The 19364-nt window shown below is 33.4% G+C and carries 15 protein-coding genes; 13 read left to right on the top strand and 2 right to left on the bottom strand.

Features of this window, described 5'->3' with window-relative positions; all coding sequences use genetic code 11:
• Positions 1–15 precede the first annotated feature (15 nt).
• The 13 genes from ATE84_RS03475 (at position 16) to ATE84_RS03430 (ending at position 13512) form a co-directional block, all read left to right on the top strand.
• On the top strand, positions 16–2904 hold the full coding sequence (locus ATE84_RS03475; protein ID WP_233195736.1) for a TonB-dependent receptor: 2889 nt from the start codon (positions 16–18) through the stop codon (positions 2902–2904).
• Between the two features lie 53 nt (positions 2905–2957).
• Entirely contained in the window at positions 2958–4352 is a 1395-nt protein-coding gene (locus tag ATE84_RS03470; protein ID WP_101445790.1) for a DUF5689 domain-containing protein, read from the top strand.
• Between the two features lie 74 nt (positions 4353–4426).
• On the top strand, positions 4427–4987 hold the full coding sequence (locus ATE84_RS03465; protein WP_101445789.1) for a transposase: 561 nt from the start codon (positions 4427–4429) through the stop codon (positions 4985–4987).
• Positions 4988–5548: 561 nt separating this feature from the next.
• The gene (locus tag ATE84_RS26010) at positions 5549–5722 is read left to right on the top strand and encodes a hypothetical protein (protein ID WP_158237163.1); all 174 of its coding nucleotides are present in this window, start codon (positions 5549–5551) and stop codon (positions 5720–5722) included.
• Between the two features lie 168 nt (positions 5723–5890).
• Complete coding sequence (locus ATE84_RS03460) at positions 5891–7084, top strand: T9SS type A sorting domain-containing protein (protein WP_101445787.1); 1194 nt, start codon at positions 5891–5893, stop codon at positions 7082–7084.
• Between the two features lie 141 nt (positions 7085–7225).
• The gene (locus ATE84_RS03455; protein WP_143273556.1) at positions 7226–9376 is read left to right on the top strand and encodes a hypothetical protein; all 2151 of its coding nucleotides are present in this window, start codon (positions 7226–7228) and stop codon (positions 9374–9376) included.
• Positions 9367–9987, top strand: a complete 621-nt coding sequence (locus ATE84_RS03450; RefSeq protein ID WP_101445784.1) for a hypothetical protein — start codon at positions 9367–9369, stop codon at positions 9985–9987. Before ATE84_RS03455 ends, ATE84_RS03450 begins: the two co-directional genes overlap by 10 nt.
• Before the next feature lie 77 nt (positions 9988–10064).
• Entirely contained in the window at positions 10065–10199 is a 135-nt protein-coding gene (locus tag ATE84_RS26710; protein WP_255411976.1) for a hypothetical protein, read from the top strand.
• A gap of 2 nt (positions 10200–10201) precedes the next feature.
• Positions 10202–10777: a hypothetical protein gene (locus ATE84_RS03445; protein ID WP_101445783.1), complete on the top strand. Its 576-nt coding sequence runs from the start codon at positions 10202–10204 to the stop codon at positions 10775–10777.
• A 155-nt stretch (positions 10778–10932) separates the two neighbouring features.
• Entirely contained in the window at positions 10933–11505 is a 573-nt protein-coding gene (locus ATE84_RS03440; RefSeq protein WP_101445781.1) for a transposase, read from the top strand.
• 31 nt (positions 11506–11536) lie between these two features.
• A complete protein-coding gene (locus tag ATE84_RS26005; protein WP_158237162.1) occupies positions 11537–11704 on the top strand; it encodes a hypothetical protein in 168 nt (55 codons plus the stop codon).
• Positions 11705–11904: 200 nt separating this feature from the next.
• The gene (locus tag ATE84_RS03435; protein ID WP_101445780.1) at positions 11905–12984 is read left to right on the top strand and encodes a methyltransferase domain-containing protein; all 1080 of its coding nucleotides are present in this window, start codon (positions 11905–11907) and stop codon (positions 12982–12984) included.
• Between the two features lie 276 nt (positions 12985–13260).
• On the top strand, positions 13261–13512 hold the full coding sequence (locus tag ATE84_RS03430; RefSeq protein WP_101445779.1) for a hypothetical protein: 252 nt from the start codon (positions 13261–13263) through the stop codon (positions 13510–13512).
• A gap of 44 nt (positions 13513–13556) precedes the next feature.
• Here ATE84_RS03430 and ATE84_RS03425 read toward each other — a convergent pair whose 3' ends face one another.
• Positions 13557–18167 carry a DUF5689 domain-containing protein gene (locus ATE84_RS03425; RefSeq protein ID WP_101445777.1) on the bottom strand — a complete coding sequence of 1537 codons (4611 nt, stop codon included), beginning with the start codon at positions 18165–18167 and terminating at the stop codon, positions 13557–13559.
• Positions 18168–18379: 212 nt separating this feature from the next.
• Complete coding sequence (locus ATE84_RS03420) at positions 18380–19351, bottom strand: endonuclease (RefSeq protein ID WP_101445775.1); 972 nt, start codon at positions 19349–19351, stop codon at positions 18380–18382.
• Positions 19352–19364 lie beyond the last annotated feature (13 nt).

Genomic DNA, 19364 nt, shown 5'->3' with positions numbered 1-19364 from the left:
ATTCAATCCCATACTATGGACTATTATCTTTTTGATTTAAAACATAATATATTACTACTATTCTTTTGTAGTATTCTAGGCATACATGCTCAGGAAACTGGTCTAAAAGGGCAAATTATTGATGCTATTTCTGGTGAGAATCTTGAAAAAGTTAGAGTATCTATTAAAGAAACAAAAGTTACAATATTCACTAATACTTTTGGTGAGTTTGATTTTAGAGATACCACGCTTCCTATTGGGGAGCAATTGCTTGTACTATCGAAAGATGGATATATAACCAAACGCTTTCCTATTATAATTAACGAAGGAGATGTCCTGGATCTTAAAAAAATAGACCTGCAGTTTGATTTTAATACGAAGCAACAACACATAGGTACGATTAGTCTTTCTGATCATGAATTAGATGAAGACAATGATGTATCTTTTAGTGTTTCTGGATTACTTCAATCCACCCGAGATGTATTTCTTACTGCTGCAGCATTTGATTTTAGCTCAACTTTTTTTCGCCCAAGAGGTCTAGGAAATGAAAATGGAAAAGTTCTGATTAATGGGATTGAAATGAACAAGTTTTCTAATGGAAGACCACAATGGAGTAATTGGGGAGGATTAAATGATGTACAACGCAATCAGGAATTTTCTCTGGGAGTTTCAGAAAACGATTATACATTCGGAGATCTTTTGGGAACTTCTAATATCATTATGAGAGCTTCTAAGTACAGAAAAGGAGGCAAAATATCTTATGCTGTTTCTAATCGTAGTTACCAAGGGAGAGTAATAGGAACTTATAACTCTGGAATTACCGAAAAAGGATGGGCCTTCTCTGTATCCTTAGCCAGAAGATATGGAAAAGAAGGTTTTATTGAAGGAACTTTATATGATGCAAATTCGTTTTTTGTCTCGGTCGAAAAGAAATTAGGAAGAAAACACAGTCTAAACCTAACAGGTTTTTATACTCCAAATCGTAGAGGGAGATCTACAGCGATTACCGATGAAGTATTTAACCTTAAAGGAAACAGATATAACCCAAACTGGGGATATTTGGACGGAGAAATAAGGAACTCTAAAGAACGAAAAATAGAAGAGCCGGTCTTTATGATAAACCATTATTGGAATATTTCGAAAAAAACGCATTTACAGACTAATATAGCATTTCAGACAGGTAAAATTGCAAACAGTAGAATAGATAATGGAGGAAGTGATTTAATAATAGGCTTTAATGGGCAACAAACCTATATTGGAGGAGGCAGAAGCGCAAACACTAATCCTGTACACTCGGATAATATGCCAAGTTCTTTTTTAGAGAATCCCAACCCAACTCCTCTGGATTATCAAAATGCTTTTTTAGCACAACAAAATCTTATCAACGATGGACAATTAGACTGGAATGATATATTGCAAACTAATCAACAAAATGCAGAAAAAGGTAATAATTCAACATATATCTTATACGAAGATAGAACAGATGACACCCAGTTGAGTGCTAATATGATACTAAATAGTCAATTCAATAAACACATTACATTAAATGCAGCAATCAGATACAAAAATTTAAAGAGTCAAAATTTTGCTGAGGTAACAGATCTTTTGGGGGGTACTGGTTTTCTGGATGTTGATGTATTTGCTTTATCTTCAACAAGGTTAACCCCTTCTGAATTAGCCAATAGAGCACAGAGTGATTTACGCAATCCCAACCGTATTGTAGGAGTAGGAGATCGTTATGATTATAATTATGAGATTGAGGCCTCGACAATTAAGGGATTTCTTCAGGGGCAATTTAAGTTGAAAAGAGTTAATTTATTTTTAGGCGGAACAATTTCACAAACGTCCTATCAAAGAAATGGTTTGTTTGAAAATGGATATTTTCCTGGGAACGCTTCTTATGGAAAAAGTGAAGCTTTGAACTTCTTGAATTATGGAATAAAGGCGGGAACTACCCTTACTGTCAATGGACATCATTTTATTAAACTACAAGGTGCTTATTTCAATAAAGCACCTACAATTCGTAATACTTTTGCAAATGTTAGACAGAATAATAGTACTATAGCTCAATTATTAGATGAAACCCAAGAAAGTGAAAAAATTCAATCTGTAGATGGTAGTTATATATTCCGCTCTTCAAAAATAAAAGCGAGATTAACAGGATATTATACCAAAATTAAGGATGCTACTAATATTTCTTTCTTTTTTACCGAAGCTATCTCAGGATCAGATGTAGGGTTTGTTCAGGAAATACTTACCGATATTGATAAACGATACATTGGAGGAGAATTTGGAATTGAATACCAAATCACCCCTACGATTAAGATTAAAGGAGCTGCTGCTATTGGGGATTTTGTGTTTGATAATGATCCAGATTTAATCTTAACTAGTACTAGTGAAGCATTTTCAGATATTCAAGGGATACGAAATTTCGGAAAATCAGCATTAGAGGGATATCACATAGCAGGAGGACCTCAACATGCAGGGCAATTAGGTTTTGAATATCGCGATCCAGATTTTTGGTGGTTTGGGGCGACTACAAATTATTTTTCTAATGCATATATCAATATAAGTCCTTTTGCAAGAACTTCGAATTTTTATCAAGATACCGATGGATTACCTTTTAATGATTATGACGAGAATATTGCAAAGCAGCTTTTACAACAGGAGCAGTTTAAGGATTATTTTCTTGTAAATGCTATTGGTGGTAAATCCTGGAGAATCAAGAAATACTACATTGGTTTTTTTGCTTCTATAAATAATATTCTTGATCAAAAATATAAAACAGGAGGATTTGAGCAGGCGAGGAGTGCGAATTACCGACTGGCTTTAGAAGAATCACAACGCGATACTCCCGTTTTTGGATCAAAATATTTTCATGGATTTGGTACTTCCTACTACCTCAATGTCTATGTAAGATTTTAGTTATAGATCTCATTACAAAAACAATAAACACAACAAAAAAACATAATACAAAAATGAACACAAAGAATTTTTTTTGGATTTTAATGGTATCATATACCATTATCGCTTGCTCACCAGAAGATGAGTTTAAAGTATCTCCGGTTACTATTGATGAGCCACAAATTGAAGGTACACTAATTACGATTGATGCAATACTAGGTATTCTAGGGCAGAAACTTGTAGAAGATAGAGAAAATGCTAAAGTAGTTTTTGAGGATACTAACAATTTTATCCAAGGGTATGTAGTATCAAGTGACAAGGCCAGTAATTTTTTTAAAGAATTGGTACTTCAGGATAAACATGTTAACCCTTCTTCGGGAGTTCGCGTATTAATTGATGATAATCCATTATTTACTACTTATGAATTTGGACGTAAAGTATATATCAAACTAGATGGTTTGTTTCTTGGGATGGAAAATGGGGTTCCAACTCTTGGAATTTCAGAAGGAAATACTATTGGTGCAATTCCTTCTTTTTTTATAGAAGAGGTTATAATAAGATCTACAGAAACAGCTACTATAACTCCACTAGAAATAACAATTGAGGATTTTACAGACAAACTAGTAAACCTATACATTAAGGTAAACAATATTCAGTTTACCAAAAGTCTTGTTTTAGAAGGCAACACTTTTACTTTTGCGGCAGAAAATCATGATAAATTTGATGGAGAACGTATTGTAGAGAGTTGTGCAACAGGAAGGACTACGATAATGAGCACAAGCACTTTTTCAGATTTTAAAGGGCTAAAATTACCAAATCAACAAGGAAGTTTTGAAGGAATATTAACTAAAAACTTTTTAGGAAACAGATATAACTTGGTACTTAATGATCCACGAGGATTAGTATTTAATAATGAAACGAGATGTGATCCTATAGTTTTAGAATGTCCGGCAGTTTCTGAAGGTACAACGATACTATTTGAAGAAGATTTTAGTGATCTCAAAATTGGGGATCTGGAAGATTCTGGGTGGATGAATAGCAATATTACAGGGGGGAAATTAAAATATAAGATAGGCAAATTTGGAGAAAATCAATATGTACAAATAACGGGATATAGGTCAAAAGAAAGTCTATATAAGGTATGGTTTATCACTCCGGATATTGATATAAGCGCTTCAATAGATGAGACTTTACATTTTGATTTACAATCAGGATATGATAACGGAAATATCCTTGAGGTTTTTGCGACCGATAATTTTACCGGAGACCCAACAACCACATCCTGGATAAAGCTCGATGCTATGATTCCAAGAGGGCCATTAAATGCTTTTGGCAATGCTACATCCTCGGGACCGATTAACTTATCCTGTTTGGAGGGTACCATTCGTATAGGTTTTCGATATATCGGTGGTGATCCCAGAGCCACTACACGATATCATATTGATAATATAAAAATTATCGGAAAATAAGATGTAATTATCAAGACCTAATCAGACCTCACAGGTCTTTAAGACCTGTGAGGTCTTTATTAAAAAATAGAAAAATGAAATACGAACCATTAGTATCTGATACTTATTTTCATATATACAATAGAGGAAACAATAAAGAAGATATTTTTAAAGAAGAGCGTAACTATAAGTACTTTTTAAGCCTTCTTGATAAGTATTGTAACGATATCTGCGAAGTTTATGCATATTGCTTACTAAAGAATCATTTTCATTTGGTAATTAAGACAAATACAGATGTTGAAGGAAGGCTGATTTCACAGAAATTTTCGAATATGTTTAACACCTATGTTAAAGCGATCAACAAGGTTTATGATAGAAATGGAAGTTTGTTCAAAGATAGATTTTTAAGAAAGAAAATAGATAATGAAGTATATTTGAAACAACTTATCATCTATGTACATTTAAATCCAGAACACCACAGAATGGCTTTAGATTTCAGAGAATATCCATTCTCTTCATATCAAAGTTTTTTATCTTCTAAACATTCCAGGCTCAGTAGAGAGTTTATACTCTCTTTGTTTGGTGGCATATCTAATTTTGAGTATGTGCATTTAAATAAAAAAGTAAAGATTGAGAAACGTTATACTTTAGAATAGATTAGTTAAAATATAGTTGTTACAGACCTCACAGGTCTTTAAGACCTGTGAGGTCTAGAGTGAGGTCTAAAGATTAAATAGCTGATTTTTAAATTACGGCTTATGTTTTTTATTTGTTCATTTAAAAATAGGGCCAGACTACAGATTTCTGTATGGATTTTATGATACGGTGCTTTAGCTTCGCTTCAAATCTATAACCAAAAACAAACTTGATAAAGGACACAAAACTTTAACATTTTATCATTCCCAGTCCCGAAAAATGAAACTGGCATGTGCTACTATTGCATAGAGAATATCAATTTTACAAACCTAATAAAACACCAACATATGAAAACAAAACAGCACAGTCCTCACTAGCATTAAAACCCAAAATGTACAGAAGCATATAAACTGGTTTACATTCTAGATACTATAGCCATGTTTTTGACTTCTTGATGAAAAGCCTGAAAAAGGGAGTTGATCTCTCTAGACACCTATTTGAATGCATGAAAATTCACTTTAGGTTTGAAGTACACAAATTAGTATAACACCAGTATTTATTAACATCTTAAATTCATTAAAATGAACACATCATTTGTATGGGGCTTGCTATGCCTTGCCTTACTATATGTGCATCAAAGCTATGCACAAGAATCAACAGGACTTACCTGTGATCAAAAAGCAGAACTTATATTAAAATTTAAAAATGATTTTAAAAACTATCCTCCAAAACTGATCGATGAAATGATTAATTAGATCACCCCATGTGCAGAAGAGGCTCAGGGTAAAACCAATCCATCATCGGCCTATGCAAAAGGGCTACTTCATTTACAAAAAGGAGATTATACTTATATTCATGGTCAAAGAAGAGAAACGTCTTATTTACAAATAAGCCGGGCAGCTCATCATAAATATCCTCCTGCCATGTTTACCAGAGGTGTTTATCTATTAGCAAATAATGTTTTTATAAAGACATACTCACCGAGTAGTATAACGATAAATAAGGATTTTGAAAAATTACTTACGCTTAATTATCGACCAGATGATGTACATTATGTATTAGGTTATCTTGCGCTTAAGAACATGATAGCCTATAATCAAGAGTTTACTAATGCTAGTACAGTTAACAAAGCAAAAACCCATTTTGAAGCTAGTAATCATAAAATGGCAAAACATTGGTTAGCCATTATGCATTATTTTGGTTATGGAGTGCCCAAAGACAGGGTAAAATGGCTACAAATGTTAGCAGATAATGATATTTTTAATAGTAGAACCCTAAAACAAACCTTACAAAATCAAAATAACGATTGGATTGCTATATCTGCAGAAGAACGTTTAGCTTCTTTTGAGCATTATACTCGTCATAAACGTGCTGATGAAATCTTACCCCTCTTGGCTAATCATTTTAGTGGTCATTTAATAGAATTCGACTGGACAGGTACTGGTATAAAAAGATACGTTCCTATGTCTTTGCGCATTGTTGTAAAAGAAATTCATGAAAGATATAAGAAAGCATTATTTAATTTTGATATAAATGGTCATACATTTTCTAAGGATAATCAAATCATACAGGAGCAACTAGGCAAAACTATAGTACCATTCGGTTCTACTTCAAATTTAAAATATAAAGTAAAAAATTTACTTAAAGACCATCCAGATATAGGCACTTTAACATACGATATAACAGGATTAGAATTAAGAGAAGGGCTTGTTAATAATAAACCTGCATTGATAGCAAAAGGTTCTGGTAAGATTGTAGAGTTTAATGAAACCATATCTCACCCTTTTAGAATGGTGCTATATAAAGAAACGCAAAACCAATCAACAGCCAGAAGCGTAGCAACACCAAAAATATTGGATAAAAACTTTGCAACTATCTCACCCAACCCTATTGGTAATGAGTTTAACATCACTTATACACTAGATCAAGCAGCAGAGGTAGAGGTTGCGGTATATGATTTTTTTGGACAGCAAAAAATACGTGTGCCTAGTCAAAAACATATTGCAAAAGGAACACAAACCATTACGGTTGATAGTGCTGCACTACCTAGTGGTACTTATGTGATACAAATGACTATAAATGGAGCGCCCTATTCTAAAACTGTTGTAAAACTATAAAACACCTTATATATGCTAATTCTGCATAAAGAGTTACATCGTCAAAAGTCGTCGATTCGAGTGTTTTTCTGTAATGCAATGAAAGAAAAATGTATCGAGAATAAGCTTTTGAATCAAAATAAGGTTACAAAATATTTATATATGAAAATACTATTTAAATTATTGATATTGGGTATGGTATACCTAGTATCAAACACCACATATGCACAGATTGTTCAATACTCAGACGATGGTACAAAAAGCTGTATTGATTGCGAAGAGAAAAACTCTGAAACAGTAGAAAGCTGTTATTGTTTTGGTATCGTTCAACTAGGTTATTTTGATCTTTATATACCAAAACAGGACAATACCTTAAAAGAACAATGGTTAAAGAATCAGGAAAAATTATTATCAAAAGAAATGGGCGGGCATGCACAGCAAAATTTTAATGATGTGCAAATGAATTATTTTAGAAATAAAGAAACAAATAAAGCCGCAGAATCTTATTATACTAATCTTGAGCAAAATTATAGAGCAGCATCAAACTTTGATCAATCTATATTAAATAAGACAACAACGGTAACATCTGTCTTAGAATATAGAAATGCTAATGGAGGGTCTGTAAACCTTGATTATGGAGATCTTATGTATGAAGGAAATCTTATTAGAAATATGAATGGCTCTGCAATTTCTAACGCAATATATAAGGAAGGACAAAAAAGAGATCGTCAAAGAACGACATATAAAAATCTAAGAAAAAAACTTTATAAGTTAGAATTAGCAAATGACGATGGATATATTCAGAAGTTTTTAGCAAATCAATATATCAAGCATTATAATAATTTGGATTACGAGCAAGCTGTACGGTTTATGACTAGATATATGGTTGCCATAAATGAGAATCATTATCCTTATGTCTATCAATCGTTTGGTCTTGCCAATAATGTTTTTAGTATTAAGGATCATGTGAATGAGTACATGCCTACGCTTACGACCAATTTTGAGAGTACTCCAAATACTGCTCCTGATCCAGTTTGGGAGGCATTATCCAGAGACGAATCTCTTTTTAGATATGCTATTAATGCCAACTCGGCATTTATTTTTGAAGAAAAAGACAAACAATTTATAGCAACTCATCCCAAGTTTAGAAAACAGCTTAAACAACATTTTGAGACTAATACATATAGTCATGATGCAATGGTATACCCCAATACTGTATTAACTCAGTTTTTAGAGAATAATACTTCGACAGTTTATGAAGAATTTGAACAGCTTGTAATTCCTAATGCCGCATTTTCATTTTTTGATACGGGTAATAATCGTATGATGGTTCATGGTTTTAAATTAAAAGATAAAGTCGAATGGTTAGACGGTAATTATTATTACAACTACAAAGGCTTTAGTAACATACTTGCAGAATTATTTAAGCATAATAGTACCGCCCAACAATATGCCTTAGAAGGATCATTTATAAAAGCTTATTTAAAAGGCGGAAATTTTTCTATCGCAGCATCAGTTAGTGATGAAGATTTAGGACGTTTTTTTGACTTTGGATATGTACAATACAATACAGCAAATGAATCTATCATACCGCTTACATTAGCACATCCTTTTTCTGGTGTTAGAGGTTTTGCTATCGAAGCTATGAATGCTTTTCTAGGCGGTGGTAAAGTTTATTTTGATGATGAAGTGATTTTTGATAGTAGTTTTGTGAGTAGTAAAGGAAAATGTGTTTATGATTATATAAAACAAACCAATGGTTCGCTATTTAGAAATACAATTCGTAATTTTATTGATAATAAAGAATATGATTTGAAAATGGTTGTTGAACCTTTTCCTTCTTCCGATAATGCTGATGCAAGGACAGATGATGAATTTCTGGATTCGAAAGGGTTTATAACTATTAGATTTAATTCAAGAATGGTAAATACTCATAATCCAATACAATGGGCGGCCAACATATTGCATGAAGGTATACATGCGGAAATTTTTAGATTTGTCCATAAAAATGACCCAAATGTAAAACCTAGAGAAAGAGCCAGAGTAGTTCAGCTATATTTACATTACAAAGATTCAGATTGGAATGATGAAGCACAGCATATCCATATGACAGAAAAATATGTAACGCCTATAGCAAAAGCGTTAAGAGAATTGGATAAAAATCAATATTCATTAGATCATTATATGCATTTTGCATGGGAAGGTCTAATAGAGCATGCACCAGAATATATAAAACCCACTCCACAACAATTGTCTGAATGGGCCAATTTGTCAAATAAAGTATTAGAAAATAACAACATACCATGTCAATAACAAGTAGAATATCATATATTATTTTGATTTGTTTTATTATTTATTCTTGTAATAATTCTAAAAAAAAAGCTAATGATTCAAAAGAAGATAAATATAAAATCATATCTCTTTTAATAGAGAAGTTATCCGCTGGACCGCCACCACCACCACCACCACCAGGAGTGTATAAAAAAGATACTATTGCATTTAATAGATACGTAGATTCAATCAATAAATTAAATGTATCTATAGTTGTATTTGATCATTTTATTGAAAGTGAAAGAACATTCACTCAAGCTAAAAGAGAAATCCATAAAGATTTTCACTTATTAATAGAAAGGTTAGAAAATAATGAAATAGAAAATTCTAAAATAAATTTTGATTCTATTATTGTTTCTAGCAATCGTAAAATTATACCTGTTAATAAGGTTTATAGAAATTTATTAAAAGATAATAATGCTTCACATTATGTTGCTTTCTCAAACATTATTTTTAATAAAAATGTGGATAAGGCTGTGGTTTATATGATTAATAACAGAGGGCCTTTGAGTGGAAATACAATTTTAGTTCTTCTTGAAAAAAAGGATGGTAGTTGGAGGGTGTTTAAACGAAAACTATTAACTATCTCTTGATTTGATGTAATTATAAGGCCGTCTATACCATATCTTAGACGGTCTTTTTAATTAACAAATATCCTCTTAATTATTATATGGGCTTTGGTTGGGATGGTCTTAGAGCTTATGATTATCAAGGGATTTTATCTATAGAAGAAAGTAAAGAACTTTACCGTTTACAAGCAATCGTTAATGATAATACTAATTTTAACCCTACTAACTGTAATTAATTATGAGAATTGTATTTTTAATTATTTTATCTGCATCAGTACTTTTGTCATGTACATCTATTGAAGAAAAGCAGGAAAAGCACACGTATCAAATACTATCTTTATTAGTTGATGAATTTGGAAGACCCATTAAGCCACCACCACCAGAAGGTCAAAAACCTTATTTTACCAATAAACAGATAGATTCAATTATGAATCGAAAACAAACGATAGGAGTACACCACTTACTTAAACATAGAAAAGAAAATCTTAGTATAACAAAGAATATAGATGATGAATCTTATTTAGAATTATTAAAGGTTTTTAGTGAATATAATGAAGATTTAAATCTTGATATTACTAAGCTAAAAAGCAATAAAGGTTATACTGTAATCTTTCTGGATTCATTAAAATCAAAACAAGAACAGTACATTACATACGACAAACAGTTATATTTTTCAAGAATCGCATTTGATGATAGTTTTAAAAAAGCTTTGACCGCAATCTCCATAAAACATAGTGGTTATTTTCTTTGCTTATTAGAAAAAGAAAAAGAAAAATGGAAAATACGGAATAGTAAGATGATTTATATTTATTAATTACTCCCGCTAGCGTCTCGCTAGTGGCGTCAAAGCTTGGAGAATAAGAATATATAAATGATAAGAACCAGTTACAGCAATGTAGCTGGTTATTTTCTTAGGATTAGAATATTCTAGTTTCATTTTTTGAAACTGTAATATTGTATTTTGGCAAGATGAGCAGGAATTATAAATTTTATAATACATCAGGTCTGTACTTTATAAGTTTTGCTACAGTGTATTGGATCGATGTATTTATACGAGAACAATATTTATCTGTTTTGTCAGAAAGTATTACATATTGTAGATTAGAAAAAGGTATGGAGGTTTATGCGTATTGTTTTATGACTAGTCATATACATTTAATATTTCGTTCTTCAAATAATAACCCTTCAGGATTGATTAGGGATTTTAAAGGGTGTACTTCAAAAAAATTGTTAAAAGTAATAGAGAACAACCCTCAGGAAAGTAGGAAAGAATGGTTATTATGGATGTTTGAGAAGGCGGGTAAAAAGAATGCTACTGTAAGCAGAATGCAATTTTGGCAGCAACATAATAAACCTATAGAATTATGGAGTAATAAAGTGATTCAACAAAAAATAGATTATATTCACAATAATCCTGTCGAATCAGGTTTTGTAACCAATTCGGTAGATTGGAAATATAGTAGTGCAAGAAATTATCAGGATGACCATACAGTGTTAGAGATTGATAGCGATGGATACCTATTTGGATTAACAAAACATTAATGCCACTAGCGAGACGCTAGCGGGAGCGGGGATGATCCCAAGAGGGCCATTAAATGCTTTTGGCAATGCTACACCCTCGGGACCGATTAACTTATCCTGTTTGGAGGGTACCATCCGTATAGGTTTTCGATATGTCGGTGGTGATCCCAGAGCCACTACACGATATCATATTGATAATATAAAAATTATCGGAAAATAAGATGTAATTATCAAGACCTAATTAGACCTCACAGGTCTTAAAGACCTGTGAGGTCTCTTTAAAGACAATTTTTATAAGATGATTAGTTATGGTTTTATAAACGGTTGAATTATATTCAAGTAGCCTATTAATTTTTTTCATATTCTTTTGTCGTTGGCTTTTAGTGAAGCGTTGTACTTTGCATAAAAAAAGCAGAAACAATGGCTAGTATAGAAATCCGTCATTTAAAACTTATTGATACCGTTGCAGCCGTAGGAACCTTAAAAAACGCGGCAGAAAAACTCTTTCTTACACAATCGGCATTAAGTCATCAACTTAAAGAGTTAGAATCTCATGTAGGCACTCCGATATTTTATAGGATTAATAATCAATTGGTGTTTACTACGTCTGGTAAAGAGTTGCGAGATGCCAGCAAAGAAATACTCGAACGCTTGAAACAGGCAGAGAATAATATCCAGGAAATAAGTCAAGATCATATGAAGGATTATATTCATGGATATTCTCAAGAGGAGACAAATCGATTAAATGATCAGGCTAATTCTATTGCAGAACTTTTGCATTGGGACTCAAAATGGGAAAAAGGCTCTCTAATTCTTGAGGCCGGTTGTGGTGTTGGGGCACAAACCAAAATCATAGCAAAAAACAACTTAGATTCAACTTTTATTTCTGTAGACTTGTCTACTACGTCATTAGAAAAAGCAGAGGCATCAATAAAAGAGCATGGCATCAAAAATGTAGTGTTTAAGGTTGCCGATTTGTTAAATCTACCTTTTAAAGATGATCATTTTGATCACATTTTTGTTTGCTTTGTTTTAGAACATATATCCCACCCAAAAGAAGCTATACAGGAATTAAAGAGGGTTCTTAAACCCGGGGGAACACTTATGATAATTGAAGGAGATCATGGTTCTGCATACTTTTATCCAGATAGTCCATCTGCGAAAAAAGTGATCCAGGCACAAGTAGCTTTACAACAAAAAAAAGGAGGGAATGCTAATATTGGCAGAGCGCTATATCCGTTGTTACTTGATTCAGGATTTAAAAATATCACTATTTCTCCGAGACAGGTATATGTTGATGATTCGAAACCTGAATTATTAGATGGGTTTATAAAAAATACTTTTACCGCTATGGTCAGAGGAATTACAGAAGAAGCACTAGCAAAAAAAATTATTAGCAAAGAAGAAATGAATAGAGGTATTAATGATTTGTATAAGACTACAGAAGGAGGAGGTACATTTTGCTATACTTTTTTTAAAGGAATAGCGATTAAAGATTAATGAATTAAGTTGTCCAGTATATTCGGATAGAATTAACAGTAAAGCTATAATCTTAGTGTTTGGCAGGAGTTGAATTTAAAATCCTTCATGAATGGATTTGTTTATATGTTTTACCTCGGCTCTTGTACACTGGATTATAGCTTGTTGTTTGATTTTGAGTACCTTTGTTAGTGTGAAGGCTATGTAACTACTAGTGAAATTAGGGCATGCCAGAATTATAAAACAATTACCCTGTTACCGCGTTTTATAGACAGTACAAACTAAAAATGTTGTATTATGAAAACTTTAAAAAAGTGTTTATTAGTAGTAATATTAGTTTTTGCAGTATTGGCCTGCGGTGAAAAGAAAAAAGAGGCTGAAGCTACAGAGAAATCAAAAAAGACTGCGGTAGTGGTTAAAAAGACTCAAAAAAAGAGGGTTACTAAAACACTATCTAAAAAAGAGCAGCGAAAATTAAGAAGAGAACAACGAAAACGAGAACGCCAGGCAAGAAGAAAAAAGCGCGAACTCGAGAAGAACAAAAAGTAAATAGTAAAAAGGCTGAATTTGATAATTCAGCCTTTTTTGATCTATTACTGTTTTATAATTTTTTGAGTCTTATTAAGTTTTCCGTTTGTGCTAGAAGCATGTACAACATAAAACCCTTTAGGGTAACGATTCATATCAATAGATAATTTAGATTGTCCGGCATTAAGTTGTATCGTTTGAGTATATACAGTTTTGCCAGTTACATCAGTAATTATAACATCTACATCTCCTTCAACAAGAGTATTAAAATCTATAGATAATTGATTTTTAAATGGGTTTGGGGAAACAAAAATACTAGCTTCTTCAAATCCAAAATCTTCGGTGAGTAATTCACTTTCTAGTGCAGTAGGATTTTCTGCATAGACCAAAGTATTTTTTGTAGCGATACGCTCACCATTTTCAAGGCATACAATAGCATCTAGGTCATAGCCATCTGCAAACCATGGAAAATTAGCTTTATCACTTGTATCCACAACTTTGATATATTTTGCAGAGCGTAAGTTGCCCGTTGCAAGATCAAATTCTCCATCCTGGCAAGTTGTTCCTAAAGAAACAAACTCGATACCGTCTAGAGAAGCAAATACTTCTGCAGATTCTGGATAATAATTACAAGGGATGTTGTCAAAGAACCCTGTAGATTCGAATACTGCAAATTCATTAGTATCAGCATTATCAAAAATCTCGTTGTTTAGTTCTATGGTGATCGATCCGCCAAACCCTAAACTCACAAAATTAAAATATCTTTTTTCTCTAGGGGTTCCTAAGGCACGCTTAGTCTTACTTCTAAGTCTTGATATTCTTCCACCATCTTTTCTCTTCCCTTGATCAAAAGCTACCACAGATGCCCCCGAACAAGTATTGTTTACAAACTTTGGTTCTAACAAGAATCGTGCAGAAACGGGTAAGTGATCCGATGTAGTGAATGCATAATCATTATCATATACGTCGTAATGAACCGTTACAGAATTTTCGATATAAGCTTCATTAAGTTCATTGGTTACCATAATATGATCAATCATATTTTCTCTAAAAACAAATGATCGCAATCCTGCTTCGCTTAGTGCAGAAGATATAATCGTGTAATTAGCTGTATCATCTACATATTCCTGAAAACTAGAAATGGTTGATGGGATGTCTGCTACGGTTTCATCTACATCGTCATTATAATCTCCCAAAAGAATAACCTTATTATTTGCAAAATTAGCATCTAGCGAATCTTTTAATACTTCTACATCGTATTTACGCATATCATATCGATTTTGAGGACCATTGCTACTATTTGCTCTGGCATGTAGTGCGATCAAATCAATACGTTCTGTTACCTCATTAATAGTTACATCAGCAGTCATTAAAAAGGGTAATCTTCCACTAGCATAGAAACGATCTGTTTCGCTAGGATAATCCACAAGTGCAGATGCATCACCACCATTATATAGTGGATGAATGGATGTAAACATTGCTCTTGTTTCAACCACAGAAACAGTTTCTGTATTATAAATAAATCCTACTTTTTGTGATACTCCACCAGAATTAGGACGAGAAACGGCATCAGATAAAATATAATCATATCCTGGTAACAGGTTTACTAATTCTTCAAATAATACATCATCAGCAATTTCTTCTACTGCATATACATCTGCTTTTAGTTTTTTAAGCACTGTAGCCGTACTATCTCTTTGAATTGCATCAGACATAGGATTTTGACCTACAGGCGAGTTGTTTTCATCACCAAACCATTCGATATTCCATGTTACTACATCAAACGTATCTTCTTTAGGGAACCCTACAGTGTCTCCCGGTGGAATAAATTCTACCGCACAAGGAATATCTGAAACTTGCCTTGGCAGTAACTGGAAGAATTCTCTAAAACGACCTATCACACCAGTGATTTCTGAACAGGTAGCGGGTTGTGCTTTACCTACTATAGAAGCTACATCGTTATCAACACGCAGTTCTCCGTTTCCGCTAGCATCGGTAAGGGTGAAGTTAGAGTTTCCAAATAAAAGATCTCCCGGATTAGGGAATGTAGTATTAAGTACTCGAACCAATTCTCCTGGATGTTCTGCAAGCTCTGCAAGTGTAATGTCTAGTGGTGTAATTGGATTTTGAGGAAGACCGTTATTTACTACATCTGTTACAGAACTGATCTGAATCTGATCATTAAAAGCAGCCCTGATCCCTGTTATGGTAATAGAATCCCCAACTTTTAAAGTAGCATTAGCTTGCACCTGATCATCAAAAACAGCAATACCACCTGTGGCATCCTGAATAAATGCAGGACCATTAAAACTATTAGTAACAGTTAATACTCCAGCGATAGTAACTGGTGTGCCTTCAGCAATAGCTCTAGCTTCTGCAATGCTTATTGGGTCACCAGGAGTTACTATTACACCATCGTTATCTGCACCTGGTGTTGGAGCTTTAGCTACATATGAAGCAGTATTTCGAGCTCCTCCTTGTCCATTAGGACTTCGCTGTAAAGATTCTCCATCTTTATTTCCATTTGTGTTTTCGTTTACCTGTGGCTGATCAGTATTTAGAAGTACTAATAATTCTACATCATCAGCATCATCGGTATCATATACAATGGCATCAATGATGTTTTGGGTAGTAACCACTGTTCCGTTAGGAAAGCTTGTAGCATCACCAAAATATAAGACTACAGCATCTGCACCATTCTGGAACGTATTTCCGGGAATGACAAGGCCTACATTAGCAACATCTGCATTACCCACCACAAAATATCCTTCAGCATTGGTAGTAAAACCATCTAAATCAATGGCATTATAACTGGTATTGTTACTTCCGTTATAATTTACCAATACATAACCATCAAGTGAGGTATTTCCGGTTCCTCCATCATATAGTTCTACAAACTCTAAAGCATCAGAGCCTTGAGTATCTGCATCCAGTTCATTAATAATAAGATTAACTATTTCTGTTGCATTGGTATTTGCTCCCCCCGGAGTAGGAATTGCCTGTGTGTATGTTGAGGTATTTCTTAATCCTCCTGATCCATTAGGAAAACGTTGTAATGAATGGAAATTCTTATCATTTTTCTCGTCTTCATTTACTTGTGGTTCACTATTATTTAGTAACACCAATAGTTCTGCATCATCATTATCATTGGTGTCGTATACAATAGCATCTACCAAATTTTCTGTTGTGATAGTGCTTCCGTTAGGAAAATTAGAAGCTGCAGTTTTATATAGTGCTACAGCATCTGCTCCATTTTGTAGTCCATTACCTGGAAAGGTAATCCCGACGTTAGCTACATCTGCATTACCGATAACAAAGTATCCATTAGCATTTGTAGTAGAACCGGTTAAATCATAGGCAGCATAACTCTGATTATTGGATCCGTTAAAGAATACTAATGTGTGTCCATCCAGAGATGTGTTTCCGGCTCCGCCGTCAAACAGCTCTACAAATTCTAAAACATCAGATCCATCGGTATCTGCATCAATTTCATTAATTACTAATACCGCTGTTGGATTCGTATCATCGATAACTACATTTTCTCGATTAGGTGTATTAACAGCTTCTCCCGGTTCTGCTATAGCTGCAGGGAAACTGGGTAACCCACTTCCATCAAAATCATTTCTTTTCCAATCGGTGACAGTATTAGTATCTTGACCATTCGGAAATCTCGATGCTCCTCCTACGGTAAATGAACTTCCATCAAAGGATTGTAGTAAGGTAACATTGGCATAGTTAAGATCAGATGCACCACCATCGTTAACTCCAATATCATCAATGCGTTCTTCCCATGGGGTGATATCAAAAGTACCATTGTCATCTGTATCAAGATCTTGTCCTAAACTACCCGTGAAATTCTTTACCAGAAGTAGAGCGACAGTACCGTTTTCGTATACATTACTACCAAAAGCAGTAGTGAAATACCCATTAATATCTGTAGTGCCTAATTGTATTACTTCATCGATAACTCCAGAAGCATTGCTATCTCCTTCAATTTCTAGTAACCAATATTCGCTTAAGTCTGTTTCTACACTAGCTAATATTTCTACAAATTCATCAGTATCTGATCCAGTATGATTAAATACAAATTCGTTAATTATTGGTATGATAACTGGTGTTCCAAAAGTTTGATTGGTATTCACCGCACCATATGTGTTGGTGATAGTTGATTCCCAGATAAATTCTGTTGCAGTTGTTCCGGCACCTGACAGTTGTAAAGAGGCTCCAACGGGAGTACTGCTAGATTCTGACACACCTATATCGGTACTTGTTAACCCAGATGCGGGTCCATCTGTTGCAGTAATAACACCTTCATAGCTTAAAAACTGGATAACAGTATTGTTGTTGTCAATTAATGCAATCCCATCTGGCGCACCATTTTGTAATCCATTGGCAGGAAGAATTTCTACCACAGTTCCGAAACCATTTTGCTGATCCGGAATCACTCCCGAAATAGATATTGTATTATAAACGGTACTATTAGACCCGTTATACAAAACAATACTCCAACCAGAAAGATCTGTTCCTGCTGTCCCTGCAATTTCGATAGCTTCTTCTACGTCTGTACTTGCATTGTCATAGTGTATTTCATTAATAAATACGGATTGAGTAAACCCATTCTGAATTCCTAAAAAGCAGGAGATGACGAATGGAATTAAGAGTAATTTTAATTTCATGACTATTAATTTATTTGTGTGATTTTTTGCGTAATGCAAGTTAGAGTATTAGAATGATTATTATTGGGCAGAGATGTTAAAAAAAGTTTAAGAAACCTTAATTTCTATTTTAAAAACATTATAAATCAGATGATTATGAATGAAACAAGAAAGATGTCTTGAATGATGTTGACCAAAATACCAATGAATAGCTTAATGTAAGATCGTAGTTTTTATACATTATACTTTAACCTCACATATACAGGAAAGTGGTCACTGTATCCACCTTTATATTTTCCTCCTGCATAGGTTCTAAAAGGAGTACCCTTATAGCGACCTTTGTATATCTTTAAAAAATTTTTGTCAAAAATAGTAGCATCAGAAAAGCTATGTTTTCCTTCTTCATATTTATGAAAATTATGGCTAAAGATTATTTGATCAAATAGGTTCCATTGACTCCTGTAATTTGTACTGCCTTGGTAACGGGTAAGAAGGCGTTCCATTGGGTTAAAAAGATCATGTTGCACCAAATTTTTTATACTTTCGCTAGAAGGATCGTCATTAAAATCTCCCATAATGATAATTTTTGCATTAGGGTCTTTATCAGTAATCTGACTGATAATCTCACGATTTTTTTCTGCGGCAGCAATACGCTTATAAGCTGTACTTTCTGCCCCATCTCTTCTAGATGGCCAATGATTAATTAAGAGATGAACTTCCTCTTGATTTAAAACACCGGTTACCCATAAAATATCACGAGTATAGTCCCGTTCTCCCCCTACATTATCTACTAAGACTGTAACGGTTTTAGAATTTATTACTTCAAAATATTGTTTTTGATACAGTAACCCTACATCAATACCTCGTTCATCGGGAGAATCATAATGAACAATACCGTACTCTTTTTGTTTTAAATGTTTAGAGTTAATAAGATCTTCAAGAACAGCTTTATTTTCTACTTCTGCTACACCAACCAAAACAGGAGCTTTTCTTGTTTTTGAAAATCCAATATTAGAAATAGCCGTACCTAGTTTGAATACTTTTTTTTCATATCGTTTTCGGTTCCACCTTTTTTCAGAATCAGGTAAGAAATCATTATCCAGAGTATATGGATCATCTTTGGTATCAAATAAATTTTCTAAATTATAAAATGCTACGGTATAGTGATTTGTTTCTTTTTTATTGAAATAAAATTTGTTAGCCATAGGATTTAATTTT

It is taken from the genome of Aquimarina sp. MAR_2010_214 (assembly GCF_002846555.1).
Taxonomy (GTDB): Bacteria; Bacteroidota; Bacteroidia; order Flavobacteriales; family Flavobacteriaceae; genus Aquimarina.
This window is presented reverse-complemented; position numbering and strand designations above follow the sequence as displayed.

Bases quoted from the DNA above. Each gene is read 5' to 3' on its own strand.
- ATE84_RS03475 (WP_233195736.1), top strand. From the start codon at position 16: ATGGACTATTATCTTTTTGATTTAAAACATAATATATTACTACTATTC.
- ATE84_RS03470 (WP_101445790.1), top strand. From the start codon at position 2,958: ATGAACACAAAGAATTTTTTTTGGATTTTAATGGTATCATATACCATT.
- ATE84_RS03465 (WP_101445789.1), top strand. From the start codon at position 4,427: ATGAAATACGAACCATTAGTATCTGATACTTATTTTCATATATACAAT.
- ATE84_RS26010 (WP_158237163.1), top strand. From the start codon at position 5,549: ATGAACACATCATTTGTATGGGGCTTGCTATGCCTTGCCTTACTATAT.
- ATE84_RS03460 (WP_101445787.1), top strand. From the start codon at position 5,891: ATGTTTACCAGAGGTGTTTATCTATTAGCAAATAATGTTTTTATAAAG.
- ATE84_RS03455 (WP_143273556.1), top strand. From the start codon at position 7,226: ATGAAAATACTATTTAAATTATTGATATTGGGTATGGTATACCTAGTA.
- ATE84_RS03450 (WP_101445784.1), top strand. From the start codon at position 9,367: ATGTCAATAACAAGTAGAATATCATATATTATTTTGATTTGTTTTATT.
- ATE84_RS26710 (WP_255411976.1), top strand. From the start codon at position 10,065: ATGGGCTTTGGTTGGGATGGTCTTAGAGCTTATGATTATCAAGGGATT.
- ATE84_RS03445 (WP_101445783.1), top strand. From the start codon at position 10,202: ATGAGAATTGTATTTTTAATTATTTTATCTGCATCAGTACTTTTGTCA.
- ATE84_RS03440 (WP_101445781.1), top strand. From the start codon at position 10,933: ATGAGCAGGAATTATAAATTTTATAATACATCAGGTCTGTACTTTATA.
- ATE84_RS26005 (WP_158237162.1), top strand. From the start codon at position 11,537: ATGATCCCAAGAGGGCCATTAAATGCTTTTGGCAATGCTACACCCTCG.
- ATE84_RS03435 (WP_101445780.1), top strand. From the start codon at position 11,905: ATGGCTAGTATAGAAATCCGTCATTTAAAACTTATTGATACCGTTGCA.
- ATE84_RS03430 (WP_101445779.1), top strand. From the start codon at position 13,261: ATGAAAACTTTAAAAAAGTGTTTATTAGTAGTAATATTAGTTTTTGCA.
- ATE84_RS03425 (WP_101445777.1), bottom strand. From the start codon at position 18,167: ATGAAATTAAAATTACTCTTAATTCCATTCGTCATCTCCTGCTTTTTA.
- ATE84_RS03420 (WP_101445775.1), bottom strand. From the start codon at position 19,351: ATGGCTAACAAATTTTATTTCAATAAAAAAGAAACAAATCACTATACC.